The sequence below is a fragment of the Rhizobium ruizarguesonis genome (genome assembly GCF_017357285.1).
Lineage (GTDB): Bacteria > Pseudomonadota > Alphaproteobacteria > Rhizobiales > Rhizobiaceae > Rhizobium > Rhizobium ruizarguesonis.
Genome location: NZ_CP071678.1, coordinates 402,706 through 429,210 on the forward strand (window position 1 = coordinate 402,706; position 26,505 = coordinate 429,210).

A 26,505-nucleotide genomic window follows, 5' to 3' on the forward strand; every position below is an offset into this window, starting at 1 on the left:
CTTCGCTGCTCGGGCCTATGCGCTAATCGGGCTGAGGCGGGGCGGTTGTTTCGCCCTTCAAGATCTCGCAGCCGAATAGGATCGGATTGTCGAGGTCGGGCGCGGTTTGCTTGTTCAACAGAACGGCCACCGCGGCTGCGGCTATGTCTTGAATCGGCTGTTTCACCGTCGTCAGTCGTGGCGTGGTCATGCTTGCGAGCGGGATGCCGTCGAAGCCAAGGATCGAAAGGGCTGCCGGTATCGGGATTCCCAGATCATGGGCTGCCCGCATGCAGCCGATTGCCTGCTGGTCCGAACTTGCAAAGATCGCCGTCGGCCGCTCGTTTCGCGCGCGGGCCAGAAGATAATTTCCCGCGGAACGGCCGCTCTCATAGTCGAAAGCCGCCTCGGCGATCAGCGGTGGCCCCGCCATTGGCGTTCTGTCATCCGCCTGCTCGATTGCATCGAGATAGCCCCTGAGGCGATCGTTGGCGGGGACGGAGTGCCCTGGCCCCGAAATGAAGCCGATGCGGCGATGGCCGAGCTGCAAAAGATGCTCGACGCCAAGCCGAACCCCATTGCGGTGATCGGCGGCTATGCCGGAATATCCCGGCATGAGACGGTCGACGACGACGATCGGCAATCCCTTCGGCAGTTTGAGTGTGTGGAAATCATTGCTGGGAACGAGCATGATGCCGTCGACCTTTCGGCTGGTCAGCTGCTTGATGCGGTCGGCCTCTTTGGCCGCGTGATCAAACGACGTCATGACGATGATATTATAGCCGTGATTTGCCGCCGCCTGTTCCGCCGATTGGACAAGCTCCGCGAAGAACGGATTGGTCAGATCCGGAATGACGATGCCGATGAGGCGGCTGACCTTGCCGCGCATGCTTCTCGCCGACGGGTCGGGCGTATAGCCGAGGTCTTTGATGATCGCTGTGACGCGCGCCCGCAATTCCTTTGTCACCGAGGGATGATCATTCAAAACCCGCGAAACGGTCCCGGTGGAAACTCCCGCAAGCTTGGCAACCTCTCGAATCCCGACCTTTGACATAACGGAAACAGTGGCCCTTTCTCTACGCCTTCGGAAGACACCGACGGGCGCCTGATCGACGCTTCCAGCTAATGGTCTTTACCGCCCTCGTCAAAGGGCTGCATCTCAATTTTAACCGCCAGTCTCCATAGCACGAGCGTGGGCCGACGCTCAATGGAAACGGTTCATCATATCCGCGTTGATATGGATCGAAGGAGGCGGCAAAGGCGGATGCTTGGGCCGATTTCCACTGCTTGACAATTTTTAAAGGCGTGCTACCCAGATGTCGTTGGAAACGGTTCATTGCCGCGGGCAACTCAGGTGGAGCTGAGCCCAGGGCCGTTCGGGAGGAAAAAATGTCCAATTTTATGAAGCGTGAAGCCGTCTTGATCAATGCGCCGCGCCGTGCGGCATTGAAGCTTGGACTTGCCGGCACCTTGGTGCTTGCGCTGTCCTGTGGCGTGTCGCCCGCCTTTGCGGCCGGCAAGCCGAAGGTCGGCCTGATCATGAAGTCCTTGTCCAATGAGTTCTTCAAGCAAATGAAGGCAGGAGCCGACAAATATGCGGCCGAAAACAAGGACAAGTTCGACTTCAAGGCCGTCGGCATGAAGGATGAGCGTGACTTCGCCGCGCAGGTCGATGCCGTCGAAAACTTCGTCACGCAGAAATACGATATCATCGTTGTCGCGCCGGCCGATTCAAAGGCAATGGCAACCCCTCTGGCAAAGGCAGTCAAGGCTGGCGTCAAGGTCATCAACATCGACGTGCCGCTCGATGCCGATGCGAAGAAGAAAGCCGGTATCGATCTCGCGTTCTTCGGTCCTGACAATAAGGGCGGGGCGAAGCTTGCGGGCGATGCGCTCGCCAAGGATCTGGGACCCGGCGCCAAGGTTGTCATCCTCGAGGGTAACCCCGAGGCCGATAATGCCAAGGAGCGCAAGGAAGGCTTCATGGACTCCGTCAAGTCTGGCAAGCTCGAGCTTCTCGACAGCAAGACGGCCCATTGGGAGACGGAAGAAGCCAATACCGTCATGACGAATTTCCTGACGAAGTATAAGGATATTCAGGGCGTGATGGCAGCCAACGACTCCATGGCCCTCGGCGTTGTCAAGGCGCTCGATGCGGCCGGTCAGAGCGGCAAGATCAAGGTTGTCGGCTTCGATAACATTCCGCCGGTTCAGCCTCTGATCAAGGATGGCAAGATGCTTGCCACCGTCGAACAGTATGGCGCGCAGATGGCGGTCCTCGGCATCCAGTATGGCATGCGTGAACTTGCCGGCGAGACATTCACCGGCTGGGTCAAGACCGACATCAAGCTGGTCACCGCAGCGGATCTCAAATAGTCGAGATCGCCCGCATCGCGTGTCTGACAAGACGCGCGGTACCCTACAGGAAGCGCCGGCTGTTGGCCGGCGCTAACCGCTACCAACCGATCGACGCGTTATTCGCTCCGGATGAGGCTCGCTTCCGAGCCCTAGGATGCGCGCTGCGCGGAGTTCGAACAGAGCGTGTATGAGGTCGACGTGTCAGACGCAGCAAATGACGACATTTTGAGGCTGGAAGGGATCGGCAAGCGCTTCCCGGGCGTCGTGGCGCTCAAGGATGTCTCCATGCGGATCGGCCGCGGCAAGGGGCACGTTCTTCTCGGCGAGAACGGTGCTGGAAAGTCGACCCTGATCAATCTGCTCGGCGGTGTCTTCAGGCCGGATGACGGTCACATCCTGTTTGACGGCAAGCAATATGATCCGGCCTCGCCATTGGAGGCCTTCAAGGCGGGCATCCGTGTCATTCACCAGGAGCTGCACCCGCTTTCCAACCTGACGGTAGCGGAAAACCTGCTGTTTGAGCATCTGCCGCGCCGATACGGCCTGGTGAACTATAAGGCAATGAACAGCAGAGCGGCCGAACTCCTGGAAGAGGTCGGGCTCGACGTGGCTCCGACCACACTGGCGAGCCGCCTCAGCGTCGCGCAGCTTCAGCTGGTCGAGATCGCCAAGGCGCTTTGCTACGAAAGCAAGCTTCTCGTTCTCGACGAACCGACGGCAACCCTGACCTCCAAGGAGGTCGATCGTCTCTTCGAGATTCTCAAGCGGCTGAAGCGGCGTGGCGTGACCACGCTCTACATCTCGCACAGGCTGGAGGAGATCTTTGACGTCGGCGACGATGTGACGGTGCTGCGCGACGGCCAGCATGTGATCACGCGTCCGCTGTCCGGACTTGCTATTCCTGACATCGTCGAACTCATGGTCGGGCGGAAGCTTTCGGATCATGGCATTTTTCGCAGCGACAGCACCGTGTCCGGCGAGGCGCTCGGCGTGTCCGGCCTGAAGGTGACGCGCAATAGCCCGGAACTGTCATTCTCCGTGGCAAAGGGGGAAATCGTCGGTATTGCCGGTCTTGTCGGCAGCGGCCGGACGGAAGCGGTTCGCGCAATATTCGGCGCCGATGCCAAAGCGGCCGGCGAAATTCGCGTGAATGGCGAGCCGGTCAAGATCCATTCGCCGAAAGAAGCCGTTGCTGCGGGGCTCTGCCTGGCAACCGAAGACCGCAAGATGCAGGGCTTGATGCTCGACATGAGCTGCGCTGAAAATGCCACCATAACCGATCTCGGCAAGATCTCCCGCAACGGCTTGATCATGCGAAGAGCGCAGGATGATCATTCGCAGCGCCTCGTGCGCGAACTGCGCATCAAGACCCCGTCGATCCATCAGGCGGTCAGGACCTTTTCCGGCGGCAACCAGCAAAAGGTCGTCATTGCAAAATGGCTGTTCCGCGGCCCCAAGGTGTTGATTTTCGATGAGCCGACCCGTGGAATCGACGTCGGTGCAAAGGCCGAGATTTACGAGCTTCTGTGGAAGTTTGCCGCCGAAGGAAAAGGCGTTCTGGTCGTATCGTCGGATCTGCCGGAGCTCATGGGCATTTGCCATCGCATCATCGTATTCTCCGACGGCAAGATATCGGGCGAAATAGTTCGGGAACAGTTTGACGAGAGCAGGATCCTTTCGCTCGCCTACAAGGAGTACAGTCGTGTCCGCCAACATTGAAAAACAGACCGAGGCGAAAGAGGTGAGCGTCTGGGACAAGCTTGTCCGGATCTCGCTGAAGGAGGCAGGCGTCGCCATTGCCCTCATTCTGATCCTGGCGTTTTTCTCGGCGACGGCGCCCTATTTTGCAACGCCGGAGAACTTCCTGAAGATCTTCGTGCAGATTGCCATCAACACCGTGCTTGCTGCCGGCATGACCTTCGTCATCCTCGTCGGCGGCATCGATCTCTCGGTCGGATCGCTGCTTGCCCTTTGCACGGTGATCGGTGCGACGATCATGATCAATCCGGCGTTCTCGCCATGGCAGGCGATTGTTCTCGCATGTCTTGCGTCGATGGGCACGGGTGCTGCCCTTGGCGCTGTCAACGGCTGGATTTGCGAGAAGTGGAAGCTTCCGTCCTTTATCGTCACCCTCGGCATGCTGAACGTCGCCAGCGGCCTGGCGCGCGTGGTCAGCGACAATTCCACGATCACCGGCCTGCCGCAGCCTTTCGTCGATTTCGGCAACCTGATCTTCTGGGGCATATTTCCCTCGATCTTTCTGATTGCGATCGTCGTCGTCCTCATCGGCTGGTTCGTGCTGCGCTACACCGTCTTCGGGCGCTTCGTCTTCGCGATCGGCACCAATGAAGAGGCTGTGCGGCTGTCGGGGCATGAGCCGAAACGGTACAAGATTGCGGTCTTCACGATCTCAGGGCTGACGGCCGGCATTGCGGCCATGGTCTATCTGCTCCGTCTCAATGTCGGCAGCCCGGTTGCGGGCATCGGCTACGAGTTGAATGCGATCGCCGCCGTTATTATCGGCGGAACCAGCCTTTCGGGCGGCAAAGGCTCGATTGTCGGCACGCTGGTCGGCGCCTGCATTCTGCAGGTGCTGTCGACGGGATTGCAGCTCTTGGGCGCCGACGACAATATCAAGCCGATCGTCATCGGCGCCGTCATCGTGCTCGCCGTTATTCTCGACAGCTATCGCGGCCGGTTGATGCGGAAACTCGAAACGCGGTGAAAGGCAATTCCAGCAAAACTGTGCAGCGGTTTTGCGTCCGGAGTTGCGCAAAAACAAAAATGCTCCAGTGCCGGAAGCCCTTGATTGGCCGTTGCGTTTGAAATCCGGCCGACCTACATCTGTCCGGCATTCAGCGAGGGATGGAAATGGCCAAGATCACCAATGTAGCGGTCCAGATGGACCATGTCGAAGGCATCAATATCGCAGGCGATTCCACCTTCGCCATGAGCCTGGAAGCACAGGCGCGCGGCTACAGGCTGTTCCATTATACCCCCGACCGCCTGAGCTTTCGCGACGGCAAGCTCTATGCCAGCGTCGAGCCGATGGTGCTGCGCGACGTCAAGGGCGATCACTACGAGCTTGGCGCGCCGGAGCGCGTTGATCTCTCGACCATGGATGTCGTGCTGCTGCGCCAGGATCCGCCCTTCGACATGGCCTACATCACCTCGACGCATCTGCTCGAGCGCATCCACCCGAAGACGCTCGTCGTCAACGATCCGGCCTGGGTGCGCAATTCGCCGGAGAAGATCTTCGTCACCGAATTCTCCGACCTGATGCCGAAGACGCTGATCACCAAGGATGCCGCCGAGATCCGCCGCTTCCGCGACGAGATGGGCGACATCATCCTGAAGCCCCTCTACGGCAATGGCGGCGCTGGCGTCTTCCATTCGACCCGCGACGACCGCAACCTCTCTTCGCTGCTCGAAATGTTCGGCCAGCTTTTCCGCGAGCCCTTCATCGCTCAGCAATATCTGCCTGACGTGCGCAAGGGCGACAAACGCATCATCCTGGTCGACGGCGAATTCGCCGGCGCCATCAACCGCGTGCCTGCCGAACACGACAGCCGCTCCAACATGCATGTCGGCGGCCGCGCCGAGGCGACCGAGCTGACGGCGCGCGAAAGTGAAATCTGCGCCCGCATCGGCCCGGCGCTGAGGGAGCGCGGCTTCCTGCTCGTCGGCATCGACGTGATCGGCGATTACATGACCGAGATCAACGTCACCTCGCCCACAGGCATCCGCGAGGTGAAGAAGTTCGGCGGCGCCGATATAGCAGCCCTGCTTTGGGATGCGATCGAGCGCAAGCGCGGCTGAGCCAGGCGGCCCAAGACCGTTCTGGTCCTGCGACCGAGCACAACCAAGGTCACAGCGGATGCCTGACTCCGTTCTTTGATTGTTCTTGTTTTATTCCTTCGTCCATGCCAAATTGCAACCGCTGGCCTTCAAAGGCAGCAGGGCGGTATGGTAGAGTTTGCGGGACAAGGGATGGGCTTATGGTCGCGCGTGTCAGTACGGTGGCATTTCAGGGCATCGAAGGTGTGCCGGTCGAGGTCCAGGTCATGGTCGCTCCCGGCAAGGTCGGCATGCAGATCGTCGGCCTGCCCGACAAGGCGGTTGCCGAAAGCCGCGAGCGCGTGCAGGCGGCCCTCCACGCCTCCGGCCTGGCGCTGCCGGCAAAGCGGGTGACCGTCAATCTGGCGCCGGCTGATCTGCCGAAAGAAGGCTCGCATTTCGATCTGCCGATCGCCCTTGCCCTGATGGCTGCCCTCGGCGCCATTCCCGCCGATGCGCTGTCGGATTTTGTCGTCGTCGGCGAGCTCAATCTCGACGGAACGATCGCCGCCATATCAGGCGCGCTGCCGGCTGCGATCGGCGCCAATGCGCTCGGCAAGGGGCTGATCTGCCCGGCCGAAAGCGGCGCCGAAGCCGCCTGGGCGGGCGCGGATGTCGATATCCTCGCACCCCGCAGCCTGATTGCCCTTGCCAATCATTTCCGCGGCACGCAGGTCCTGTCCAGGCCGGAGGCGTCGATCCGCGCCAATGCCGCAAACCTGCCGGATCTTGCCGAGATCAAGGGCCAGGAAAGCGCCAAGCGGGCGCTCGAAGTGGCCGCGGCCGGCGGCCATAATCTTCTGATGGTCGGTCCTCCGGGCTCCGGCAAGTCGATGCTGGCGGCCAGGCTGCCATCGATCCTCCCGCCACTTTCGGCCGCCGAGCTGCTGGAAGTGTCGATGGTTCATTCGATCGCCGGCCAGATCTCCGGCGGCAAGCTTTCCGATCGAAGGCCCTTCCGTACCCCGCATCATTCCGCCACCATGGCAGCCCTCGTCGGCGGCGGTCTGCGCGCCCGTCCGGGCGAAGCTTCGCTTGCCCATCACGGCGTGCTGTTTCTCGACGAGTTTCCCGAGTTCACGCCGCAGGCGCTCGATGCGCTGCGCCAACCGCTCGAAGGCGGCGAATGCGTCATCGCACGCGCCAATCACCGCGTCTCCTATCCGGCAAAATTCCAGCTGATCGCGGCGATGAACCCCTGCCGCTGCGGCATGGCCGGCGAGCCGGGACATACCTGCGCCCGCGGCCCGCGCTGCATGAGCGATTACCAGGCCCGCATCTCCGGCCCGCTGATGGATCGCATCGATATCCGCATCGACGTGCCGGCCGTCTCCGCCGCCGATCTGATCCGGCCGATGGCGGCTGAAACCAGCGCCGATGTCGCCCGCCGCGTCGCCCGCGCCCGCGAGATCCAGCAGGAGCGCTTCGAAAGCACCGGCGCAAAGGGCATCGGCACCAATGCCCGCTGCTCCACAGCGATGATCGAGAAACTGGCCGAGCCCGATGCCAGCGGCCTGCAGCTGCTGCGCGACGCCGCCGAAAAGATGAAATTCTCCGCCCGCGGTTACCACCGCGTACTGAAGGTCGCCCGCACCCTCGCCGATCTCGACGGCAAGCCAACCGTCGGCCGCATCCATCTCGCCGAGGCGATTTCCTATCGCATTGCTGGAGAGAGGTTGACGGCTGCGGCCTAAGAAGAAGGGTGGATGCGCGCAGATATTTTGAAGCATTAGTCGTCAGGTCGCCTACCTCCGTCGATCCGTCAATCGCGTTTGCGCTGATCGCTGCCCTCAGCGACATCCCCGCTGATGCGCTGTCGGATTATGAGATATGTCGCTGTCGGCGAACCCAATCTCGACGGAACGATTGATCGCTGCCATAACGGGCGCGTTGCCAGCCGCGATCGGCGCGAATGCCGTGGCAAGCGGATGATCTGCCGAAGGCGGTGCCGAAGCTGCCTAGGACGCCGATTTAGGCATCCTCCATGTCGCTTAATCCATTAGGGGCAAGAGCCTCTCCTCACTTCGTTGCTCTTTACAATATTAGCTTCGGCTGAAAAAATCTTAAGAAGGATGTCGGTCTGTTCGACATAGTCGATCGGAAGTGAAGGATGAGAAAGCCTGTCGCCGGGGATGCCCATGAGTAATGAATTTCCGGGCTCAAACGCCAAACCCTGGGAAGTCCTAAACTTGGCGAATGCCTACTCTCGCGCTTCGATCCTCCTATTCAGCGAGGGTCAGAAGCAAGTTGCACTATCCATCGCACCAGCTCGAATGTGCGCCATTCACGCCATGAACTCTACTTAAACGCCTTCCTGCGTCATGAGGGCGTTACTCCGGAGGAAATACGAAAACGGATGCACAATCTCGCTGAGCCAATGTTCGTTGCTAAACTTAAACTGAGAAAAAAGACTGCCCTGCATCTGGAAGCAATGACAGCAAAGCGGGAGTACCTCATCTCGCGCTATGCTCCGGAGCGGACGAAAGAGCACACTGAGCTGAATCGTTTGCACGCGACAATGGCGGAAGTCATGGCAAAGGTTCGCAAACATTTGGATTCAACTAGCTCAAGTGGGACATCGACAATCGTTATTCCGGATTACCACAGAACTTTCGTCGGGCTTAGATTGGGATGCAGGTGACGGCATAAAAGAAGGGGCGCCGAAGCGCCCGCTATTTTGCAAGATAAATGGCCGCAGGAAAGACCCCGGCCAAAGCCAGCCTCAGCTCCCGAGACCCTCGAACAGCGCCGTCGAGAGGTAGCGCTCGGCGAAGGAGGGGATGATGATGACGATGTTCTTGCCGGCATTCTCGGGACGGATGCCGACCTTGATTGCGGCGGTCAGCGCCGCACCCGAGGAGATGCCGACCGGTACGCCTTCGAGCCTGGCCACCAGGCGCGCCTGTTCGAAGGCCTCGTCATTGGTCACGGTGACGACCTCGTCATAGATGCCGGTATCGAGGATCTTCGGCGCGAAGCCGGCGCCGATGCCCTGGATCTTGTGCGGGCCGGGGTTGCCGCCGGACAGGATCGGCGAATCGGCTGGCTCGACGGCGATGATCTTGATCTCGGGCTTGCGGCTTTTCAGCACCTGTCCGACACCGGTGATCGTGCCGCCGGTGCCGATGCCGGAGACGACGATATCGACCGTGCCGTCGGTGTCGTTCCAGATTTCCTCGGCCGTCGTCTTGCGGTGGATCTCGGGATTATCAGGGTTTTCGAACTGCTGCGGGATGACGGCATCGGGAAGGGAGGACGCCAGTTCCTCGGCCTTGGCGATGGCGCCCTTCATGCCCTTTGGCCCCTCGGTCAGCACCAGCTCGGCGCCGAGCAGCGCCAGCATCTTGCGACGCTCGACCGACATCGTCTCCGGCATGGTGAGGATCAGCCGATAGCCCTTGGCGGCGGCGGCAAAGGCGAGCGCGATGCCTGTGTTGCCGGAGGTCGGCTCGATCAGCACCGTCTTGCCGGGAGTGATCTTGCCCTGGGCTTCGAGGCCTTCGATCATCGCGACGCCGATGCGGTCCTTCACGGAGGCGATTGGGTTGAAGAATTCAAGCTTGCCGATCAGGTTCGCCACGACGCCCTTTTCGCGCGCCAGCTTGTCGAAGCGCACGAGCGGCGTGTCGCCGATGGTCTCGGTGATCGAGGAATAGATGCGGCCGCGGCCGGGCTTGTGCGACATGGGTGCTCTCCCTTTGAAATCCTGCTCCTGAAATCGAGGGGGAGAATAGGGTCAAAGGCCCGTCTAGGCCAGACCGCGTTCGACCTGGAGGAGTGATCAGGAGAGAAAAAAACCTTTGAAAACCGTTTCTTGCCGAATGTTTATTTCAGGCCGCTCGCGTGGCGATGAAGGCTGCCGTGCCGGCGAGGATGCCGGCGGCAACCCGGTTCAGCGCCTGCAAGGCCCGAGGCTGCTTCAGCATCGTGCGGGCCCGCGAGGCAAGCAGCATATAGGGCACCACCACGATGATCAGCACCATGAAGGTGGTGGTGAGCAGGAGCGCATAGTCTCGCAGGCCGATATTGCCGATATCGATCAGCGTCGGCACCAGGGCGACATAGAAGAGCATCGTCTTCGGATTGCCGAGCGTCACCAGCAGGCCGGAGAGGAAGGATAGACCGATATTGGTGGATTTCCGCGCCGCGATATCCTGCGGCAACAGCCCCGCCGTCCAGAGTTTCCAGGCGATGTAGCCGAGATAAAGGACGCCGGCGATCTTGATGGCGATGAACACCTCGGTGAAGGTTTGCGCCACGAAGGCAAGGCCGAGAATGACCGCCGTGAGATAGGTCATGTCGCCGAGCACCAGGCCGAGACCCATGAAGAAGGTCTCGCGGAAATTCGAGCCGAGCGCACGCGCAACGATTGCGGTAATCCCGGGTCCCGGAATGGCCGCGGCGATGAACAGCGCTCCGGCATAGGTGATCAGGACGGTGAGGCTCATCTTCTTAACCCTCAGGGCTTCCACCGCCCATCTATAGGCAAGCGCCGCTTCCTCATCAATGCTTTGGCGCTGATCGGTCCATAACCATACGGAATAGGTCTGCTGGACCATGATCCACTTGGAAAGCGATCCGGCCTTGCTATTTCCCTCTCTGCAAATGCGCGTTCAGCGCGGCCCGCCGCGTTTTCCCGGCCGGTGGCGCTAGAGATTTTCATCACCAAGGAGAGATTAAATGTCCCATACGCCAGCCGAAACCCGCAGGCTTTCGCCACTCAAGACGCCGTCCAGCTTGTCGACCAACGCCACTACCGATATTTCGGCGGCGCTGACCGCGCTGCTCGCCGATGTCTTTACCCTTTATGTGAAGACCAAGAATTTCCATTGGCACATGTCCGGCCCGCATTTTCGCGACTATCATCTGCTGCTCGACGAACAGGCGGAACAGATCTTCGCGATGACCGACGACATTGCCGAGCGTGCCCGCAAGATCGGTGGCACGACGCTGCGCTCCATCGGCCAGATCGCTCGTCAGCAGCGCCTTTTGGACAATGACGCGGATTTCGTCACGCCCGAGGACATGTTGTCGGAACTGCGCGAGGATAACGTTCAGCTCGTTTCGCTGCTGCGCGAGGTGCATGGCCTTTGCGACGAGCACAATGACGTCGCAACCGCCAGCCTGATCGAGAACTGGATCGACGAGGGCGAGCGCCGCACCTGGTTCCTGTTCGAAACGACGCGCCCGCAGAGGTAACGTCGGCAACCGGGCGTCTCAGCCATCCCGATCGGGACGCCCGGTTCTCAGCTCTCCAGCGCCCGCGGCCGCAGCCAACGCGGCGTCCAGCCGAGATTCATGCCGGCGGCGGCAAGAAGGATGATCGCCGCGCCTGCGATCTGCATCGGCTGCAGCGCATGGCCGAAGGCAAGCCGGTCGACGAGGATCGCCGCGATTGGATAGATGAAGGACAGGGCGCCTGTGAGATGCGTCGGCAGCCTCTGGATCGCGCCATAAAGCAGCACATACATCAGCCCGGTATGGACGACGCCGACGGTCACCAGGATCGCCCAGGATCCAACATCGCCGGGCGGATGAGAAAAGTCCGTCATCGGCGCCAGCATCAGCATGCCGGTTGCGACCTGGATGAGCGCGATCAGATGCGGCGGCGTGCCTTTCAGCCATTTCGCGGCAAGCGCTGCGAGCGCGTAGAAGAAGGCAGCACCGAGCGCCATCAGGATGCCCAGGCCGTAGCCGTCGAACGCAGCGCCGCCCGCACCGGGTTTTCCTTGGACGATTGCCGTCATGCCGGCGAAGGCGAGCGCCAGCCAGAACAGCTTGGCAGCGGTGATCTTCTCACCAAGAAGGAGCGCGCCGAGCACCAGCAGCATGAAAGGCTGGGTGTTATAAACCGTCGTCGCGATCGAGATCGTCGCATGCGAGTAGGAGGCAAAGAGCAGCAGCCAGTTCAAGACGATGGCGATGCCGCCTGATATGGCGATGCCGAAGGCGCGCAGCGTGATGATGCCGGGCCGCAGCAGCCCGAGAGCGCCGCAGATGACAAGCAAAGTGACCGCGCCGAACAGGCAGCGCCAGAAGACCACGCCGCTGACAGGCTGACCCGACATGACGACGAACCAGCCGATCGTCCCCGAGATCAGCATCGCTGCAGTCATTTCCGCCGTGCCTCTTTTGATGTCGCTGCCCATGATTGCCTCCATTTCGATGGCATAAGAATATTGCGGCGAGAGGCGATTTTATATATTGATAAAAAGGAAGTTTATCGAAACTACCTAATCATGTGAGGGGAATATCTCGCCGTGGCTAATGATGTGCAACCGCTCGACGAAATCGATCAGGCCATTCTGGAGGCGCTGGCCGGCAATGCGCGGATCTCGCTGAAGGAACTGGCGCAGGAGGTCGGCCTGTCCTCGCCGAGTGCCGCCGAGCGCCTGCGCCGGCTGGAGGAGCGCGGCGTCATCAAGGCCTTCACCATCGATCTCGATCCCGCCGCCGTCGGTTATCCCCTGCAGGCCATCGTGCGCGTGCGTCCGCTGCCGGGACAGCTGCACATCGTCGAGCGGATCATCGAGGAAATTCCCGAAATCATCGAATGCGACAAGGTGACCGGTGATGATTGTTTTATCGCCCGCCTGGTCATCCGCTCCATGTCGGACCTCGACGGCATCCTCGACCGGGTCGCCGAAAGGGCAGAGACCAACACCGCGATGATCAAAGCCTCGCCCGTCAAGCGCCGCCTGCCACCGCTTTCCCGCCGGAAATAGGGAGATCTAGAATTCCGCCATCGGCGACAGCATCGCCGGAAAATCCGGGGTGGCATCGCCGAGCCCGCGCAGCATCAGCCGCGTGCCGCTTTCCAACGATTGTGGAGCACCCTCCCAGCCGAGCTTGTCGGGACGGAAGAGCACCTCGACGGCGGCGGGGGCAATCTCCAGTCCGGCGAGGATCGCCGCAAGCCGCGGCATCTCAGCCGCCACGACGTCGAGAAGGCTGAAGCGGCCCGTCTCATCGATGTTCCAGGCGATCACCGCCTGTTTGTCTTCGAGGAAGCTGATCCGGATATCGGGATCGAGCTGGGTGTTGATGAGAAACATCGCCGCATTGACTATGACCGCCAGCGACGTCGAAACCGGGCTTCGTCTTTTCAGCAGCGCTTGCAGCAGGGCAAGATTATCCGCATTCGTCGGCAAAAGCGGCCGGGCGGGTGCGGCTGGTGTCGAAGGTGCGGGTGCCGCTCCCTCGTATCGGTGCAGCGGTATCGCGCGGAAACCGTAGGGCTCGTAGAGCGACGGCTTGTCGGTATAGAGGATGACGGCTTCAAAACCCTGCTCCTCGCACCAGTCGAGCGCTTTCACCGTGACGTCGCGATAGAGCCCGCGGCCACGCCATGGCGGCCGCACTGCGCCGGATTGGAGCCCGGCGGCATGGACGATCCTGCCGTTGAGGACGAAGGGCAGCGCCAAAGCTGAGATATTGGCCGCAAGTTCGCCTTCGGAAACAAGCCAGCCGAAGGGCATGCTCGTCGGATCTGGTCCGCCAAGCTGTTGCAGCGGCCCGATATCGATGCCGAAAATATCCTGAAGCAGGCAGACCAGCGCCGCCCAGCCGGCAGGGTCGCCGAAATAATCCTGCCGGAAGGTCAGGCCAGCGCTGTCAAGGCGCTTGGCCATCAGACGCCGGTGGAGCCGAAGCCGCCTGCGCCGCGCATCGTTTCGCTTGCCTCGGTAATCTCGGCCACCCGCGCCTGGGTCACCGGTGCGATCACCATCTGGGCGATGCGCATGCCCCGCGAGATGACGAAGGCTTCCTCGCCGAGATTGACGAGCAGCACCTTCACCTCGCCGCGATAGTCGCTGTCGACGGTGCCCGGCGAATTCAGGCAGGTGATGCCGTTTTTGAAGGCCAGGCCGGAGCGTGGCCGCACCTGTCCCTCGAATCCTTCGGGGATCTCGAAGATGAAGCCGGTCGGCACCAGCGCTCGTTTGCCGGGCAGAAGCGTCAGCGGTGTTGCCTCGTCGACGGCGGCACGCAGGTCCATGCCTGCCGCTCCCTTGCTTTCATAGGCGGGGAGGTCGAGGCCTTCGCCATTGGCTAAGCGGATCAGGTTCAGCGTCGGGCGCGTATCGTGATGAATGGTCATAGCCCATTACTTTGCGTCCGAGGGCCTCAGGTCAATTGCATTGCCGGGCTTTAATCGCTAGATACGCGGCAATTCCACAGGATTCACAAGCATGGCCGAAAGTCTCGCCGAGGCGGTCTCCCGCCGCCGCACATTCGCTATTATCGCCCACCCGGACGCGGGTAAGACGACGCTCACCGAAAAGCTGCTGCTGTTCGGTGGCGCCATTCAGCTTGCCGGCGAAGTCAAGGCGAAGAAGGATCGCATGCAGACGCGCTCCGACTGGATGAAGATCGAGCGCGAACGCGGCATCTCCGTCGTCACCTCGGTGATGACCTTCGAATATAACGACAATGTCTTCAACATCCTCGACACGCCGGGTCACGAGGATTTTGCCGACGACACCTATCGCACACTGACCGCCGTCGACGCCGCCGTCATGGTCATCGATGCCGCCAAGGGTATCGAGCCGCGCACGCTGAAGCTCTTCGAAGTCTGCCGCATGCGCGATATCCCGATCATCACTTTCATCAACAAGATGGACCGCGAAAGCCGCGATCCCTTCGAGATCCTCGATGAGGTGGAAGAGAAGCTGGCGCTGGATACGGCACCGATCACCTGGCCGATCGGCCGTTCCAAGACCTTTTGCGGCTCCTACAATATCGCCGCCAACACGGTGCGCGGTTCGGATACCGAAATCGAGGGAACGCCGGTCAATGGCCCGCAAAGCGTGGCCGGCAGGCTGCCGGAAAACGAGCGCCAGGTCTTCGTCGAGGAGACCGAGCTGGCGATCGAGGCCTGCCGTCCCTTCGACCGCGAAGCCTTCCTGGAAGGCCATATGACGCCGGTTTTCTTCGGCTCGGCGCTGCGCAATTACGGCGTTCGCGACCTCATCAACGCGCTCGGCGATTTTGCGCCGCCGCCGCGTGACCAGGTCGCCGATACCAGGACCGTGCATGCGACCGACGACAAGATGACGGCCTTCGTCTTCAAGATCCAGGCGAACATGGACCCCAACCACCGCGACCGCATCGCCTTTGCCCGCATCTGCTCCGGCAAGCTCGAGCGCGGCATGAAGGCAAGGCTTGCCCGCACCGGCAAACAGCTCGGCCTGACGGCGCCGCAATTCTTCTTCGCCTCGCAGCGCCAGCTCGCCGATACCGCCTATGCCGGCGACGTTGTCGGCATTCCGAACCACGGCACGCTCCGGATCGGCGATACGCTGACCGAGGGTGAATCGCTGGTCTTCCAGGGCGTGCCGAACTTCTCGCCGGAGATCCTGCGCCGCGTGCGCCTGGAAGACGCGATGAAGGCGAAGAAGCTCAAGGAAGCCCTGCAGCAGATGGCCGAGGAAGGTGTCGTCCAGCTGTTTTCGCCGGAAGACGGTTCGCCGGCGATCGTCGGCGTCGTCGGCGCCCTGCAGCTCGACGTCTTGAAGGAGCGGCTGATGGCCGAATACGGCTTGCCGGTCTCCTTCGAAATGTCGCGTTTCTCCGTCTGCCGCTGGATCTCGGCCGAACAGCCGGCCGATCTCGAAAAATTCCTCACCGTCAAACGCGGCGATATCGCCCGCGATCTCGACGGCGACCCGGTCTTCCTCGCCCAGGACGGTTTCTCGCTGCGTTACGAATCCGAGCGTCATCCGGCGATCAAGATGGTCGCGATCAAGGAATATCACGCCGCCAAGGCGGCGTGATCGGTTAACCGGCAAGCCGTTCCGCCAGGAAATCGACGACGGCGCGCACCGCCGGTAGCTGGCCGCGCCGATGCGGCATCAGGATCGTCGTTTCGATGCTGCCCGCCGTCCATTCCGGCAGCACCCGCACCAGCCGCCCGTCCGCCAGCGCCTTGCGGCAGACGGATGTCGGCAGACAGGTGATGCCAAGCCCCGCCATGGCCATTTCCATCAAGACATAGGGCTCATCCGCCGCCATGACGGAATGCAGCCTGACGAGAGCCTCATCGCCGGCCGAATAAAGCCGCCACTGATCCTCCGTCAGACTGGTCATGATCGTCGCATGCAGTGCCAGCTCCTCCGGCCGGCGCGGTTCGCCACGGGCGCTGATATAATCCGGCGAGGCGAGAATGTAGAAGGGATGGCTGGCGAGCTTCCGCTGTACCAGCGCGGAATCCGGCAGCGCCCCGCGGTGGCTGCGCAGCGCGATGTCGAAGCCTTCCTGCACGATATCGACGAAGCGGTCCGTCACCTGCACGGAGAGCCTGAGCTTCGGATAGCGCACCGCCAGCGCCGGCAGATGCTCCGTCAAGGTAAACTGTGCCGTCGGCACCGAGGCGGTCAGGCGAACGCTGCCGGCGGGTTCGGCCAGATGTCGCCGCACGATGCCCTCGGCCATCTCCGCCTCGATCATCGAGGCCTGGGCATGCTGAAAGAACTCCCGGCCGAGTTCGGTCAGCGCGAAGCTTCGCGACGTACGCTGGATCAGCCGCACGCCAAGCCGCCTCTCCAACTCCGCAACCCGCTTGCTCACCGTCGATTTCGGAATGCCGAGATGTCTGGCGGCGGCGGTGAAGCTGCCGCTGTCGACGGCCTGCACGAAGAGATGGAGGTCGTTGAGGTTGAAGAGCGTCATCGTCAGCTTCCAGATATGTGGACATTGCGATGCATTTATAGCCTCTACCGCTAGATCGTCCACATCTGCACATTCAACGTGTCCAAACGGGTTCAATTCTGAAAGGAACGATTGATGTCACCCATATTGTTTTACGGCGTGCCGGAGGGCTGCTCCTTCGGCTCGATCGTCGCGCTGGAATGGTCCGGCCTGCCTTACCGGCTCTGCCGTGTCGAGATGCCTGATGCGGTCTCCTCCGAAGACTACATCAGGATCAACGCGGTCGGCGAAACGCCGTCGCTGCTGCTCGAGGATGGCAGGACGATCAGCGAAAGCATGGCGATCCTCCACCATATCAGCGCCGGCACGATCGACAAAGGTCTGGGCTTTGTCCCGGGGTCGGCGGATTTCGATCGCCTGAACCAGATGCTCGCCTTTCTCAACACCACCTTCTTCAAGGCCTTCGGCCCGCTCTGGTATGCGATCGAGCATCCAATGGAACCGGAAGAGAAACAGGTCCTCACCGCCTATGGAATCGCGGCGGTCGAAAAGGCGCATCATACGCTGGAGCGTCTGCTCGAAGGTCGCGAATGGCTTCTCGGCAATGGGCCGAGCCTGGCGGATGCCTATTTCGTCGGCATCGCCCGCTGGAACGACTTTCACCAGGTCGTCGACCGCCGGCAGTTTCCCGGCCTGCATCGCCTCTATGAGCGCATGCAGCAGGAGCCGGCCGTGCGTTTTGCCCATGCGATCGAGCATCGGCAGGAGGCGAAAAGCAGCGGCGGTTTCCGCGGCGAGGTCGATCTGGCCGAGGCGCTCGGCCTGTTGAAACAGGCGGCCTGATCACCACAGCCGTCGCACCCCTGGGGGTGTGACGGCCATTTGCCGTCAGCCGGCAGCGACGATCTCGATCTCGACGAGCCAGTCGTCGCGCAGCGTTTCGACGATGATCGCCGTGGTCGGCACGGCGCGGCCGTAGAGGGCCCGAAGACGGGCATTCTGGTTCGCCTCCATAAAGGCGCCGTCGGTGAGATAGCTCGTCAGCCGCACGATATTGTCCACCGTCATATCAGCGGAAGTGAGGATGGCGCGCAGATTGGACCAGATGAGCTCCAACTGGCCTTCCAGATCGGCCGCGGCCGTTCCCTGTTGATCGAGACCCATCGTGCCGCTGACGAAGAGCAGCCGCGACGGTTGCCTGACCTCCAGCGCATGGATGTAATCAGGGCTGGCCGCATAGATCCCGTTTGCTGGATTGCGCGCGATCGTCTCCATGAAATTTCTCCTGTTCCGAATACTTTGTTGAATAATGGCAGTATCGGCGATTATTCTTCGGCAGAAAGGGGATTTTGCGGAATGACAAGAAATACAGACGATCTTCGGCAGGGACGTCGGCAGCAGTCGGTCATCGATGCATTCGACCGAAGAATATTAGCCGCGCTCGCCGCCGACAGCAGCCAGAGTTATGCCAGGCTTGGCGAAGCGGTCGGCCTCTCGGCGCCGGCCGTGCATGAGCGTGTGCGCCGCCTGAGACAATCCGGCGCCATCAAGGGCGTGCATGCCGCACTGGATGGCGCAGCGCTCGGCAAGCCGCTGCTTGCTTTCGTGCATGTGGAAGCGGCCGGCTGGGGCAAGAGCGAGCGGCTGATGCAGGTCCTGCAGTTTCCCGAGGTCGAGGAGATGCATTCGGTCGCGGGCCACGCCAGCGTTCTCTTCAAGGTCCGCACCGCCAGCCCGCAGGCATTGGAAGCTTTTCTGGCGCAGATCCATGCCGTTCCCGGCGTCACCGGCACCCGCAGCTATATCGCCCTTTCCACCTATCTGGAGCGTCCGGTACAGGCCGGCGTGACCGACAGCTGGCCGGAGATGCCTCGGCCGGAATAGGGGGCGGGATGTTGAGCCGGCGCCAGCCTAGAGCGGTTCAGCTTTTAACGGAAGCGCAGGACCGCTCTAGCCTTTTGTTTTTACGCAATTCCGAACGGAAAACCGCTTCGCACTTTTCCTGGAATTGCTCTAATCCTCGCCCTCGAAGCGTGGCAGCGTTTCGATATTCTCCACCCCGGACAAAGCCGAGCGGCACCATATCTGCTTTTTCGGCGTCAATTCCCGCCGCTGGTCGATGCCGCCGACGCGGATGCCGATCGCGCCGCCTTCGCCGTCTGTGCGGTAGAGCGGCGATCCGCAATTCGGGCAGAAGAACTGACGGCTGAGACCGCCGCTGTCGCCATATTTTGCGTAGCCTCTTGGCTCACCTGATGTGAGCGTGAAACTTCGCGGCCGCGCTGGTGCTGTGATGCGATAGGCCGAGCCCGTCAACCGTTGGCAATCGGTGCAATGGCAGATCGAGACCCGCTCCGGATCGATCTCCGCCTGATAGCGGATCGCCCCGCAGTGGCATCCTCCGGTGATATGCATCGGCAAGTCCCCAAAGCGTGTCGCGCAAAAGTGTACAGCGGTTTTGCGATCATGACATGCGGAAAACAAAGAACTCTAGTCCGCCGGCTGAGCGGCCGGGCGTGTGGCGTAGAAGGCCTTTGCATCCGCCGTGAAGGCGGCCCGCTGATCGGCTTTCGTATAGAACATATGGCCGCCGCGATAAAGCTTCAGCCCGACGCGGCCGCCGGCGAGCGAGGGCGGCAGATGGTCGACCACGTAGCGGCTGACGCCATAGGGCGTCACCAGATCGCTGTAGCCATGCGCAATCAGCAGATGGAATGCTGGGTTCGAGGCGAGCAGTTGCCGGATGTTGTCGGTGGCGCTGGCCTGGAATCGCGATCCGCCGCCGCGCCCGCCGCCCCATTCCCAGCGTCGGCTGATATCGCCGTCGAGCAGCGAATAGGTCATCTCGGTCTTGAAGCCGAGCTCGTTGCGGGCGTAATCGGCGAAGGCGCCGCCATAGGCGCGGGTGAAGCCGTCGAGGATGGCGTCGTCGCCGCGGTCGTAATCCGATTCCGGATAGGGATCGGGTGCTGCAAAGGAGGCGTCGTATGAGCTCATCACCTCGCCGCTGCCCGCGTCCGAATGTTTGACGAAGGAACTGCCGAGGAAGCCGCGGTTGCGGGTGACGATATCCTCGGGAATGCCGGTCAATGCGGCGATCCTGCCATAGAAGGCGGCGGCGTCGGCACCCATCGGCGGCGGCCCCGCCAGCGTCGTCAGATAGTCCCCGAGCGCGAAGGTCTCGGCCTCCTTCTGCTTCTCTTCGTCGAAGGCCTTGTGCCGGTCGAGTTCGGCTGCCGCCAGCGACGGCAGCTCCAGCGCTGCGCCGAGCGGGAACTGATCGGCATTGAACATCAGCTGGCCCTCGAGCAGGGGGGAGAGCATCACTGCGCCGGCGACGATGATGCCCTGGCTTTCCTGAAGCGCCGAGGCGACCTTGGCGGCGCGAAAGCCGCCATAACTTTCGCCGAGAAGATATTTCGGCGAGTTGGAACGGTTGTTGTGCGCGACATAGAGCGCGATCGCCTTGGCGATGCTCTCAGCATCGGCACTGACGTTGTAATAATTGGAAGCGTCGTCCGCCTTTGCCGTTCGGCTCCAGCCGGTGCCGATCGGATCGATCAGCACGAGATCCGTGAAATCGAGCCAGCTCTGCGGGTTGTCGACGAGTTTCGCATTGGCGCCGTCGCGTCCGTCCGGCCCGAAATCGAGTACCTTCGGCCCGACCAGCCCGAGATGCAGGAAGGCGGAAGCGGCACCCGGCCCACCGTTGAAGGCAAATGTCAGAGGCCGGTTCGGCCCGCCATCCCGCGCGACATAGGCGGTGTAGAAGATCGCGCCGGTCTGCGCCCCGTCCTGGCCGAAGAGATCCAGCGTGCCGGCGGTGGCAGTATAGGCGAGCTTCCGGTCGCCGATCGTCAGCGCGTGCTCGGTGACGGAATCGGCCGGCAGCAGCTTCAGCACGCCGTCGCGCGCGCCGCTCTGGACATTCGCCCTTGGTTGATCGCTTTCCTGCGCATAGGAAAGGGCGGGGGCCAGCATTGCTGCAAGCGCGGTGAACAGAAACAGGGTTCGTATGCGCAAGATGTCTCCTCCGGCGGTGGGCAATGAGAGGCTGAGATAGCGTAACATCCGCGGCCGACGACCGGCATCAAGAGATGGTGATGAACAGGTGAGCGAGCGGCTCAGCCGTCCTTTTCGACCGCGTGAACGTTGATCTCGATCGCGCGGCCGGCCTTCCAGCCGTTGATTGCCGCTCCGAGCCCGAGCGCAACGAAGAGGGCCGCGCACCAGGAAAAACTTCCGGTCCAGCCGCGGATGAGGCCGACGATGAGGGGGCCGATGGCGGCGAGCAGGTAACCGACACATTGCGCCATGCCGGAAAGATGGGCGGCGACATCGGGATCGCGCGAGCGCAGCACGATCGTCGTCATGGCCGCCGCGATCAGTCCACCCTGGCCGATGCCCTGCAGCACCGCCCACAGCCAGACCGTCGAAAGCGGCGCGAAGAGCAGGCCGAGCAGGGCGGTGACGGCGACGCCGCAGAGGCTCGCATTGATCAGCCGCTGGTCCCGGCCACGCACGGCGATATGCGGCACGATCAGGCAGGATGCCGCTTGCACCATCACCGACAGCGAAACGATCGCCCCGGCAGTGACGCCGTCGAGCCCGCGTTCGCGTAAGATAGGGACCAGCCAGCCGAAGACGCAATAGGCAAGTGCCGATTGCAGCCCCATGAACAGCGTCACCTGCCAGGCGAGCCGGTCGCGCCAGAGGCCTTTGACGTGGAAGCCATTTCGTCTTGCCTGTCCGCCGCTGCGAAGAACTTCAGGCAGCCAGAGCAGGCTGACGAACAGGGCGGGCAGCGCCCAGATGGCGAGCGCGCCCGCGAGAGAGCCGCCTAATCCATGCTCGATCGGCAGCGTCAGCCCGGCCGCACTTGCCGCCCCGGCACAGAGCGCCATCGTGTAGAAGCCGGTCATCAGCGCCGCGCGCCCGGCGAAATCCCGCTTCACCAGCCCCGGCAGCAGCACATTGCCGACGGCGATGCAGGCGCCCGCAAGGGCGGTGCCGATGAAGAGCAGCGGCACGGAGGAAAGCCCGCGCAAACCCGTGCCGAGGGCCAGAAGCAGGAGAACGCCGAGCAGCGTGCGTTCCGTGCCGAGGCGCTGGGCAAGACGAGGCGCAAGCGGCGAGAAGGCGCCGAGGCAGACGACCGGAAGCGTCGTCAGCAGGCTGGCGCCCAGCGTGCTGAGGCCGAGCTCCGAGCGGATTTCCGGCAGAAGCGCCGAGGCGCTCGAGAAGACCGGGCGCAGGTTGAAGGCGATCAGCACCAGGCTCGCGCCGAGCAGAAAGCGATCCGCCGCTCCCCGCACCGGCGTTGCCTGCGGCGGTAGAAGGCTGCCGGCCTCGGCCTCTACAAGCAATTCGTCGGCCGCCTCGAGCGCGCTGGCGGCATTGTTGGAAGGCGTGTTCATGACAGGATCATCCGGTCGAGTGCGGCAAGAACCGGCGCCATGAAGCGCCGCACCCCCGCATACGCCTTGTCGGGATCGCCGGTTTCGATGGCGTCGACGATATCGGCATGCGCCTGCATATCGGGTTCCGGAATATCCTTGCCGAGCGTCGCCGCGATGGTATCGGCGATCGAGGCCGACAAAAAATCATAGATCTCGATCATCGCCCGGTTGCCGGAGGCGGCGATGACCGCCTTGTGGAAGGCGAGGTCGCGTTCGATGAAGGCCGCCTGGTTGCCGCCGTCGTAATTGCCGCGTTCGGCAAGCAGTCTGCGAAGCCCGGCAACAATCTCCGGCGTCTTGCGGATCGCCGTCAGCCGGGCTGCCTCGACGTCGAGCGCCAGGCGCGCCTCGAACTGGTCGCGCAGGCTGGCGCGCCGCGCCATCGTCAGCGGCCGGCCGGCATCGCTGGTGGCGCGGACATAGGTGCCCGAACCCTGCCTTGTTTCGAGATAACCCTGGGAGGCGAGGACCCGCACCGCCTCGCGCACCGTGCCGCGGCTGACGGACAGCATGGCCGACAGCGAGGCTTCATTCGGCAATTTCTCGCCGACCGCCCAGCGTTTGCCGAGAATGTCGTCGCGGATCGCCTCGATCGCCTCATCCGCGAGATTGGTCTTGCTCAGTGCGCGCATCTCACTACTCATAAAGTCATCAGATGACTTTATGAGTAGTGAGATTTCGATCTTTCGTCAACGCCTGACGTCAAGACAATAAAGACATCAAGACAATAAAAAAGGGCCGCCTCAGCGACCCTTTCCATGAGTTTGGCCTCAAACTGGCCTGGACTGTCTATGCAGCCCCAGGAAGGCGGGGATTAGAGCGAGGGCTGCCTCGCCTTCGTCACCTCTTCCATGCCCGTTACGAGGTCCGAAATCTCATTAGACATTGGATCACCTTCCTTTCGTTCTGTTGCTGATGGCTTAAAAGTAGGCCGATTCTTCGCAGATGCAAGAGAGAAATGCGCTCAGTGCGCAGCTTTGATGAAGGTGCCGTTCTGCAGTTCGCGCATCGCCTGCATGATTTCCTCGCGCGAATTCATCACGATCGGGCCGTGCCAGGCGACCGGCTCCTCGATCGGCTTGCCGGAGACAAGCAGGAAACGGATGCCCTGGTCGCCTGCCTGCACCGTCACTTCGTCGCCGCTGTCGAAGACCACGAGCGTGCGGTTGCCGGACATGTCGCGGATATTCAATTCCTCGCCGTCGACTTCTTTCTCGACGCGCACGCCGAAGGGTTTCGATGCATCGCGGAAGGTGCCGGAGCCGGCGAAGATATAGGCGAAGGCATTGCGGTAGGTATCGACCGGCAGGCGCTTCTTCCGGCCGGGCGGCACCGAAACGTCGAGATAGATCGGCTCGGCGGCGACGCCATCGACCGGACCGGCCTTGCCCCAGAAATCGCCGCAGATCACCCGCACCGCCGTGCCGTCATCATCGACGACGACAGGAATATCGGTGGATTTGACGTCCTGGTAGCGCGGCGCCGTCATCTTCAGCGAGGAGGGCAAGTTCGCCCAGAGCTGGAAGCCGTGCATACGGCCGGCAAAATCGCCCTTCGGCATTTCCTGGTGCATGATGCCGCTGCCGGCTGTCATCCACTGGATGTCGCCGGCGCCGAGCAGGCCGTTATTGCCCAAGCTGTCGCCGTGCTCGACGGTGCCGGCGAGCACATAGGTGATCGTCTCGATGCCGCGATGCGGATGCCAGGGAAAACCGCGGATATATTCCGCCGGATTGTCGTTGCGGAAATCATCCATCATCAGGAAGGGATCGGTCATCGCGGGATCGCCGAAGCCGAAGACGCGGTGCAGCTTGACGCCGGCGCCTTCCATGGTCGGTGTGGCGGTACTTTCATGCTTGACGGGGCGGATCGACATGGCGTCCTCCTAGAGGTTCAACTTGGCGGCGACTATAGCCGCCCGGCTGCCGGGCGCGAAGTCTGCGGGGCAGACAACGCAGTGTTCACAAAAGAACACAGCGTTTCGCCGAATTTGAAGAGGTCAGGCGTCAAGAAATCGTCATGTTTCACTTGCAAACCGGCCGGGCGTTAAGCTGTTATTAGCGACGACATTCGACAATTCAGTTGCGTTTCAGCATTTCCCGCCGATGCGGCGGGTTCCGGAGCAAAGAGCCATGTGTCGCTGGGCAGCCTATCGCGGAGACCCCCTCTATCTCGAGGAGTTGGTATCCTCGCCCGCCCATTCCCTGATCGAGCAGTCGCATTGCGCCACCCGCGCCAAGACCGCGACGAATGGCGATGGCTTCGGCATTGCCTGGTATGGTGATCGGCCCGAGCCCGGCCGCTACCGCGATATCCTGCCCGCCTGGTCGGATTGCAATCTGAAGAGCCTGGCGAGGCAGATCCGTTCGCCGCTCTTCCTCGCCCATGTCCGCGCTGCCACAGGCGGCGGCACGCGCCGCGACAATTGCCATCCCTTTACCCATGAGAGCTGGTCCTTCATGCACAATGGCCAGGTCTCCGGCTTCGAGCGTCTGCGCCGGCCGATGGAGGCGATGCTCGACGACGACTTGTTCAATGCCCGCGGTGGCACCACCGATTCCGAATTGATGTTCCTGCTGGCGCTGCAGTTCGGCCTGCGCGAAGCGCCGATCGCCGCGATGGCGGAAATGATCGGCTTCATCGAGGACCTGGCGGAAAACACCATCGGCTCGGTGCTGCTGCGCTTTACCGCTGCCTTCTCCGACGGCAAGGCGCTTTATGCCATCCGCTATGCGACCGATCGCAAGGCGCCGACTCTTTATGCCTCGCCGGTCGGCAAGGGCTATTGTCTTGTGTCGGAGCCGCTGAACGACGATGGCGATGCCTGGGCCGAGATCCCGAACGGCAGCGCCGTCACGGTCGGCGAAGGAGGAATCGACGTCGCGGATTTTCGACCGGGCAAACGGGCGGCCGTCAAATCGCAGCGCGTCGTCGTTCCAGCCTGATCCCTCGGCGTTAACTGAACTGCTTGGCGATCAGCGCCGCCAGCCGTTCTGCCACCTCTTCCTTCGCCAGGTCAGGCCATTGCTCGATGCCGTCGCGGCGGACGAGTTTGACCCTGTTGCGGCCGCCTCCCATGATGCCGGTCGCGGGCGAAACGTCATTGGCGACGATCATGTCGGCGCCTTTCCTCTCGAGTTTCGCCTTCGCATTGATTTCGACGTCCTGCGTCTCGGCGGCAAAGCCGATCACCAGTTTCGGCCGCATCGTATGATGGCCGACGGTTTTCAGGATGTCCGGATTCTCGGTCAGCGCCAGCGTCGGAATGGATTCGCCGGGATGTTTCTTCAGCTTCTGGTCGGCGGCCGAGGCGACGCGCCAGTCCGCCACCGCTGCCACCATCACCGCGATGTCGGCCGGCAGCGCCGCAAGCACGGCATCACGCATTTCCTCCGCCCGCTCGACATGCACGACATTGACACCGATCGGGTCCGCAATTGTTACCGGCCCTGACACCAGCGTCACCTCCGCCCCGAGCTTTGCAAGGGCAGCGGCGATCGCATGCCCCTGTCGGCCGGAGGAGCGGTTGGCGATATAGCGCACCGGATCGATCGGTTCGTGCGTCGGTCCTGACGTGACGATCGCCTTGCGACCCTTCAGCGGTTTTTCTCCGTCATCGAGCATGGTTTCGGCCGCAGCGACGATCTCCAGCGGTTCCGCCATCCGGCCAAGTCCGGCCTCCCGGCTCTCTGCCATCTCGCCAGCCATCGGCCCGACGAAACGGATGCCGTCGGCTCTGAGCAGCGCTACATTGCGCCGTGTCGCCGGGTGCGCCCACATGGCGGGGTTCATCGCTGGTGCGGCAAGCACCGGCCTGTTGGTCGCCAGAAGCACGGTCGAAGCGAGATCGTCGGCAAGCCCGTTCGCCATCTTCGCCATCAGATCGGCGGTGGCAGGGGCGATCAGCACGAGGTCACAATCGCGCGCCAGGCGGATATGGCCGATATCCTGTTCGTCCTGCCGCGAAAACAGATCGAGGAAGACATGGTCCGCCGCCAGTGCACCGACGGCAAGCGGCGTGACGAATTCCTGCGCGCCTTTGGTCATCACAGGGCGCACGCTCGCGCCGCGCTCGCGCAGCCGGCGGATCAGGTCCAGGCTCTTATAGGCCGCAATGCCGCCGGAGATGATGAGGAGGATGCGTTTGCCGCTGAGAGCCATGGCCTTCTACCCGTCGCCTTTTCTGACCGCCCTCGACCCTAAGCCTTTGGCGGAGAACATG

Annotated in this window: 25 protein-coding genes; 11 read left to right on the top strand and 14 right to left on the bottom strand. The window is 62.1% G+C overall.

Translation table 11 applies throughout. The features are described from left to right. Positions 1-22: 22 nt before the first annotated feature. Positions 23-1,033 (bottom strand): LacI family DNA-binding transcriptional regulator, encoded by a 1,011-nt coding sequence (locus J3P73_RS01960; RefSeq protein WP_024322229.1) that lies wholly within the window; start codon positions 1,031-1,033, stop codon positions 23-25. A gap of 335 nt (positions 1,034-1,368) precedes the next feature. Between J3P73_RS01960 and J3P73_RS01965 the strand changes: the two genes are divergently transcribed. The 5 genes from J3P73_RS01965 (at position 1,369) to J3P73_RS01985 (ending at position 7,868) form a co-directional block, all read left to right on the top strand. Beyond that, complete coding sequence (locus J3P73_RS01965) at positions 1,369-2,355, top strand: sugar ABC transporter substrate-binding protein (protein ID WP_207579742.1); 987 nt, start codon at positions 1,369-1,371, stop codon at positions 2,353-2,355. A 180-nt stretch (positions 2,356-2,535) separates the two neighbouring features. Continuing rightward, positions 2,536-4,056, top strand: a complete 1,521-nt coding sequence (locus J3P73_RS01970; RefSeq protein WP_130814742.1) for a sugar ABC transporter ATP-binding protein — start codon at positions 2,536-2,538, stop codon at positions 4,054-4,056. Continuing rightward, entirely contained in the window at positions 4,040-5,062 is a 1,023-nt protein-coding gene (locus J3P73_RS01975) for an ABC transporter permease (protein WP_018070006.1), read from the top strand. Before J3P73_RS01970 ends, J3P73_RS01975 begins: the two co-directional genes overlap by 17 nt. A gap of 146 nt (positions 5,063-5,208) precedes the next feature. Further along, positions 5,209-6,156 carry a glutathione synthase gene (gene gshB, locus J3P73_RS01980; protein ID WP_130814743.1) on the top strand — a complete coding sequence of 316 codons (948 nt, stop codon included), beginning with the start codon at positions 5,209-5,211 and terminating at the stop codon, positions 6,154-6,156. Between the two features lie 179 nt (positions 6,157-6,335). Then, positions 6,336-7,868 carry a YifB family Mg chelatase-like AAA ATPase gene (locus J3P73_RS01985; protein ID WP_207579743.1) on the top strand — a complete coding sequence of 511 codons (1,533 nt, stop codon included), beginning with the start codon at positions 6,336-6,338 and terminating at the stop codon, positions 7,866-7,868. Between the two features lie 1,028 nt (positions 7,869-8,896). On the opposite strand, the gene cysK is transcribed toward J3P73_RS01985, so the two are convergent. Both cysK and J3P73_RS01995 read right to left on the bottom strand, forming a co-directional pair. Continuing rightward, positions 8,897-9,859 (bottom strand): cysteine synthase A, encoded by a 963-nt coding sequence (gene cysK / locus J3P73_RS01990; RefSeq protein WP_003544751.1) that lies wholly within the window; start codon positions 9,857-9,859, stop codon positions 8,897-8,899. 145 nt (positions 9,860-10,004) lie between these two features. Beyond that, a complete protein-coding gene (locus J3P73_RS01995) occupies positions 10,005-10,622 on the bottom strand; it encodes a LysE family translocator (protein WP_130814768.1) in 618 nt (205 codons plus the stop codon). Positions 10,623-10,854: 232 nt separating this feature from the next. Between J3P73_RS01995 and J3P73_RS02000 the strand changes: the two genes are divergently transcribed. After that, entirely contained in the window at positions 10,855-11,373 is a 519-nt protein-coding gene (locus J3P73_RS02000) for a Dps family protein (protein ID WP_003544754.1), read from the top strand. Positions 11,374-11,420: 47 nt separating this feature from the next. Here J3P73_RS02000 and J3P73_RS02005 read toward each other — a convergent pair whose 3' ends face one another. Then, positions 11,421-12,335, bottom strand: a complete 915-nt coding sequence (locus J3P73_RS02005; protein WP_174826447.1) for a DMT family transporter — start codon at positions 12,333-12,335, stop codon at positions 11,421-11,423. A gap of 99 nt (positions 12,336-12,434) precedes the next feature. Between J3P73_RS02005 and J3P73_RS02010 the strand changes: the two genes are divergently transcribed. Further along, on the top strand, positions 12,435-12,899 hold the full coding sequence (locus J3P73_RS02010; RefSeq protein WP_024322220.1) for an Lrp/AsnC family transcriptional regulator: 465 nt from the start codon (positions 12,435-12,437) through the stop codon (positions 12,897-12,899). A 6-nt stretch (positions 12,900-12,905) separates the two neighbouring features. Here J3P73_RS02010 and J3P73_RS02015 read toward each other — a convergent pair whose 3' ends face one another. Both J3P73_RS02015 and dut read right to left on the bottom strand, forming a co-directional pair. Then, on the bottom strand, positions 12,906-13,805 hold the full coding sequence (locus J3P73_RS02015; protein WP_130814745.1) for a GNAT family N-acetyltransferase: 900 nt from the start codon (positions 13,803-13,805) through the stop codon (positions 12,906-12,908). Further along, the gene (gene dut / locus J3P73_RS02020; RefSeq protein ID WP_130814746.1) at positions 13,805-14,275 is read right to left on the bottom strand and encodes a dUTP diphosphatase; all 471 of its coding nucleotides are present in this window, start codon (positions 14,273-14,275) and stop codon (positions 13,805-13,807) included. Before dut ends, J3P73_RS02015 begins: the two co-directional genes overlap by 1 nt. A 91-nt stretch (positions 14,276-14,366) precedes the next feature. On the opposite strand from dut, the gene J3P73_RS02025 reads away from it, so the two are divergent. After that, complete coding sequence (locus tag J3P73_RS02025; RefSeq protein ID WP_003544762.1) at positions 14,367-15,950, top strand: peptide chain release factor 3; 1,584 nt, start codon at positions 14,367-14,369, stop codon at positions 15,948-15,950. A 4-nt stretch (positions 15,951-15,954) separates the two neighbouring features. On the opposite strand, the gene J3P73_RS02030 is transcribed toward J3P73_RS02025, so the two are convergent. Beyond that, complete coding sequence (locus J3P73_RS02030; RefSeq protein WP_130656833.1) at positions 15,955-16,845, bottom strand: LysR substrate-binding domain-containing protein; 891 nt, start codon at positions 16,843-16,845, stop codon at positions 15,955-15,957. A 114-nt stretch (positions 16,846-16,959) separates the two neighbouring features. Here J3P73_RS02030 and J3P73_RS02035 point away from each other — a divergent pair, with 114 nt between their 5' ends. After that, a complete protein-coding gene (locus J3P73_RS02035; protein ID WP_130687075.1) occupies positions 16,960-17,667 on the top strand; it encodes a glutathione S-transferase family protein in 708 nt (235 codons plus the stop codon). Between the two features lie 45 nt (positions 17,668-17,712). Here J3P73_RS02035 and J3P73_RS02040 read toward each other — a convergent pair whose 3' ends face one another. Then, the gene (locus tag J3P73_RS02040) at positions 17,713-18,099 is read right to left on the bottom strand and encodes a RidA family protein (protein WP_130673457.1); all 387 of its coding nucleotides are present in this window, start codon (positions 18,097-18,099) and stop codon (positions 17,713-17,715) included. 27 nt (positions 18,100-18,126) lie between these two features. Here J3P73_RS02040 and J3P73_RS02045 point away from each other — a divergent pair, with 27 nt between their 5' ends. Continuing rightward, positions 18,127-18,708: an Lrp/AsnC family transcriptional regulator gene (locus J3P73_RS02045; RefSeq protein ID WP_130814747.1), complete on the top strand. Its 582-nt coding sequence runs from the start codon at positions 18,127-18,129 to the stop codon at positions 18,706-18,708. 129 nt (positions 18,709-18,837) lie between these two features. Here the strand turns inward: J3P73_RS02045 and J3P73_RS02050 are convergent, their stop codons facing one another. The 5 genes from J3P73_RS02050 to J3P73_RS02070 all read right to left on the bottom strand — a co-directional run bounded on the left by J3P73_RS02050 (position 18,838) and on the right by J3P73_RS02070 (position 24,159). Next, entirely contained in the window at positions 18,838-19,239 is a 402-nt protein-coding gene (locus J3P73_RS02050) for a GFA family protein (protein WP_130673459.1), read from the bottom strand. 75 nt (positions 19,240-19,314) lie between these two features. After that, a complete protein-coding gene (locus J3P73_RS02055; protein ID WP_018070022.1) occupies positions 19,315-20,847 on the bottom strand; it encodes a S10 family peptidase in 1,533 nt (510 codons plus the stop codon). A gap of 101 nt (positions 20,848-20,948) precedes the next feature. Further along, positions 20,949-22,241, bottom strand: a complete 1,293-nt coding sequence (locus J3P73_RS02060; protein WP_018070023.1) for a CynX/NimT family MFS transporter — start codon at positions 22,239-22,241, stop codon at positions 20,949-20,951. Continuing rightward, entirely contained in the window at positions 22,238-22,915 is a 678-nt protein-coding gene (locus J3P73_RS02065; protein ID WP_130814748.1) for a FadR/GntR family transcriptional regulator, read from the bottom strand. Before J3P73_RS02065 ends, J3P73_RS02060 begins: the two co-directional genes overlap by 4 nt. Positions 22,916-23,247: 332 nt before the next feature. After that, complete coding sequence (locus J3P73_RS02070; RefSeq protein ID WP_130687080.1) at positions 23,248-24,159, bottom strand: pirin family protein; 912 nt, start codon at positions 24,157-24,159, stop codon at positions 23,248-23,250. A gap of 256 nt (positions 24,160-24,415) precedes the next feature. On the opposite strand from J3P73_RS02070, the gene J3P73_RS02075 reads away from it, so the two are divergent. After that, positions 24,416-25,228, top strand: coding sequence for a class II glutamine amidotransferase (locus J3P73_RS02075; protein WP_025396826.1), 813 nt, complete (start codon positions 24,416-24,418; stop codon positions 25,226-25,228). Positions 25,229-25,238: 10 nt separating this feature from the next. On the opposite strand, the gene coaBC is transcribed toward J3P73_RS02075, so the two are convergent. Continuing rightward, the gene (gene coaBC, locus J3P73_RS02080; protein WP_024322212.1) at positions 25,239-26,444 is read right to left on the bottom strand and encodes a bifunctional phosphopantothenoylcysteine decarboxylase/phosphopantothenate--cysteine ligase CoaBC; all 1,206 of its coding nucleotides are present in this window, start codon (positions 26,442-26,444) and stop codon (positions 25,239-25,241) included. Positions 26,445-26,505: the final 61 nt, after the last annotated feature.

What these genes read in the sequence shown, in the direction of transcription:
- J3P73_RS01995 (WP_130814768.1), bottom strand. Translation starts at nt 10,622, where the DNA reads ATGAGCCTCACCGTCCTGATCACCTATGCCGGAGCGCTGTTCATCGCC.
- J3P73_RS02040 (WP_130673457.1), bottom strand. Translation starts at nt 18,099, where the DNA reads ATGGAGACGATCGCGCGCAATCCAGCAAACGGGATCTATGCGGCCAGC.
- J3P73_RS02005 (WP_174826447.1), bottom strand. Translation starts at nt 12,335, where the DNA reads ATGGAGGCAATCATGGGCAGCGACATCAAAAGAGGCACGGCGGAAATG.
- J3P73_RS02075 (WP_025396826.1), top strand. Translation starts at nt 24,416, where the DNA reads ATGTGTCGCTGGGCAGCCTATCGCGGAGACCCCCTCTATCTCGAGGAG.
- J3P73_RS02065 (WP_130814748.1), bottom strand. Translation starts at nt 22,915, where the DNA reads ATGCGCGCACTGAGCAAGACCAATCTCGCGGATGAGGCGATCGAGGCG.
- J3P73_RS02050 (WP_130673459.1), bottom strand. Translation starts at nt 19,239, where the DNA reads ATGCATATCACCGGAGGATGCCACTGCGGGGCGATCCGCTATCAGGCG.
- J3P73_RS01965 (WP_207579742.1), top strand. Translation starts at nt 1,369, where the DNA reads ATGTCCAATTTTATGAAGCGTGAAGCCGTCTTGATCAATGCGCCGCGC.
- J3P73_RS02060 (WP_018070023.1), bottom strand. Translation starts at nt 22,241, where the DNA reads ATGAACACGCCTTCCAACAATGCCGCCAGCGCGCTCGAGGCGGCCGAC.
- J3P73_RS01960 (WP_024322229.1), bottom strand. Translation starts at nt 1,033, where the DNA reads ATGTCAAAGGTCGGGATTCGAGAGGTTGCCAAGCTTGCGGGAGTTTCC.
- J3P73_RS02000 (WP_003544754.1), top strand. Translation starts at nt 10,855, where the DNA reads ATGTCCCATACGCCAGCCGAAACCCGCAGGCTTTCGCCACTCAAGACG.
- cysK (WP_003544751.1), bottom strand. Translation starts at nt 9,859, where the DNA reads ATGTCGCACAAGCCCGGCCGCGGCCGCATCTATTCCTCGATCACCGAG.
- J3P73_RS02015 (WP_130814745.1), bottom strand. Translation starts at nt 13,805, where the DNA reads ATGGCCAAGCGCCTTGACAGCGCTGGCCTGACCTTCCGGCAGGATTAT.
- gshB (WP_130814743.1), top strand. Translation starts at nt 5,209, where the DNA reads ATGGCCAAGATCACCAATGTAGCGGTCCAGATGGACCATGTCGAAGGC.
- J3P73_RS02035 (WP_130687075.1), top strand. Translation starts at nt 16,960, where the DNA reads ATGTCACCCATATTGTTTTACGGCGTGCCGGAGGGCTGCTCCTTCGGC.
- J3P73_RS01985 (WP_207579743.1), top strand. Translation starts at nt 6,336, where the DNA reads ATGGTCGCGCGTGTCAGTACGGTGGCATTTCAGGGCATCGAAGGTGTG.
- J3P73_RS02030 (WP_130656833.1), bottom strand. Translation starts at nt 16,845, where the DNA reads ATGACGCTCTTCAACCTCAACGACCTCCATCTCTTCGTGCAGGCCGTC.
- coaBC (WP_024322212.1), bottom strand. Translation starts at nt 26,444, where the DNA reads ATGGCTCTCAGCGGCAAACGCATCCTCCTCATCATCTCCGGCGGCATT.
- J3P73_RS02070 (WP_130687080.1), bottom strand. Translation starts at nt 24,159, where the DNA reads ATGTCGATCCGCCCCGTCAAGCATGAAAGTACCGCCACACCGACCATG.
- J3P73_RS02025 (WP_003544762.1), top strand. Translation starts at nt 14,367, where the DNA reads ATGGCCGAAAGTCTCGCCGAGGCGGTCTCCCGCCGCCGCACATTCGCT.
- dut (WP_130814746.1), bottom strand. Translation starts at nt 14,275, where the DNA reads ATGACCATTCATCACGATACGCGCCCGACGCTGAACCTGATCCGCTTA.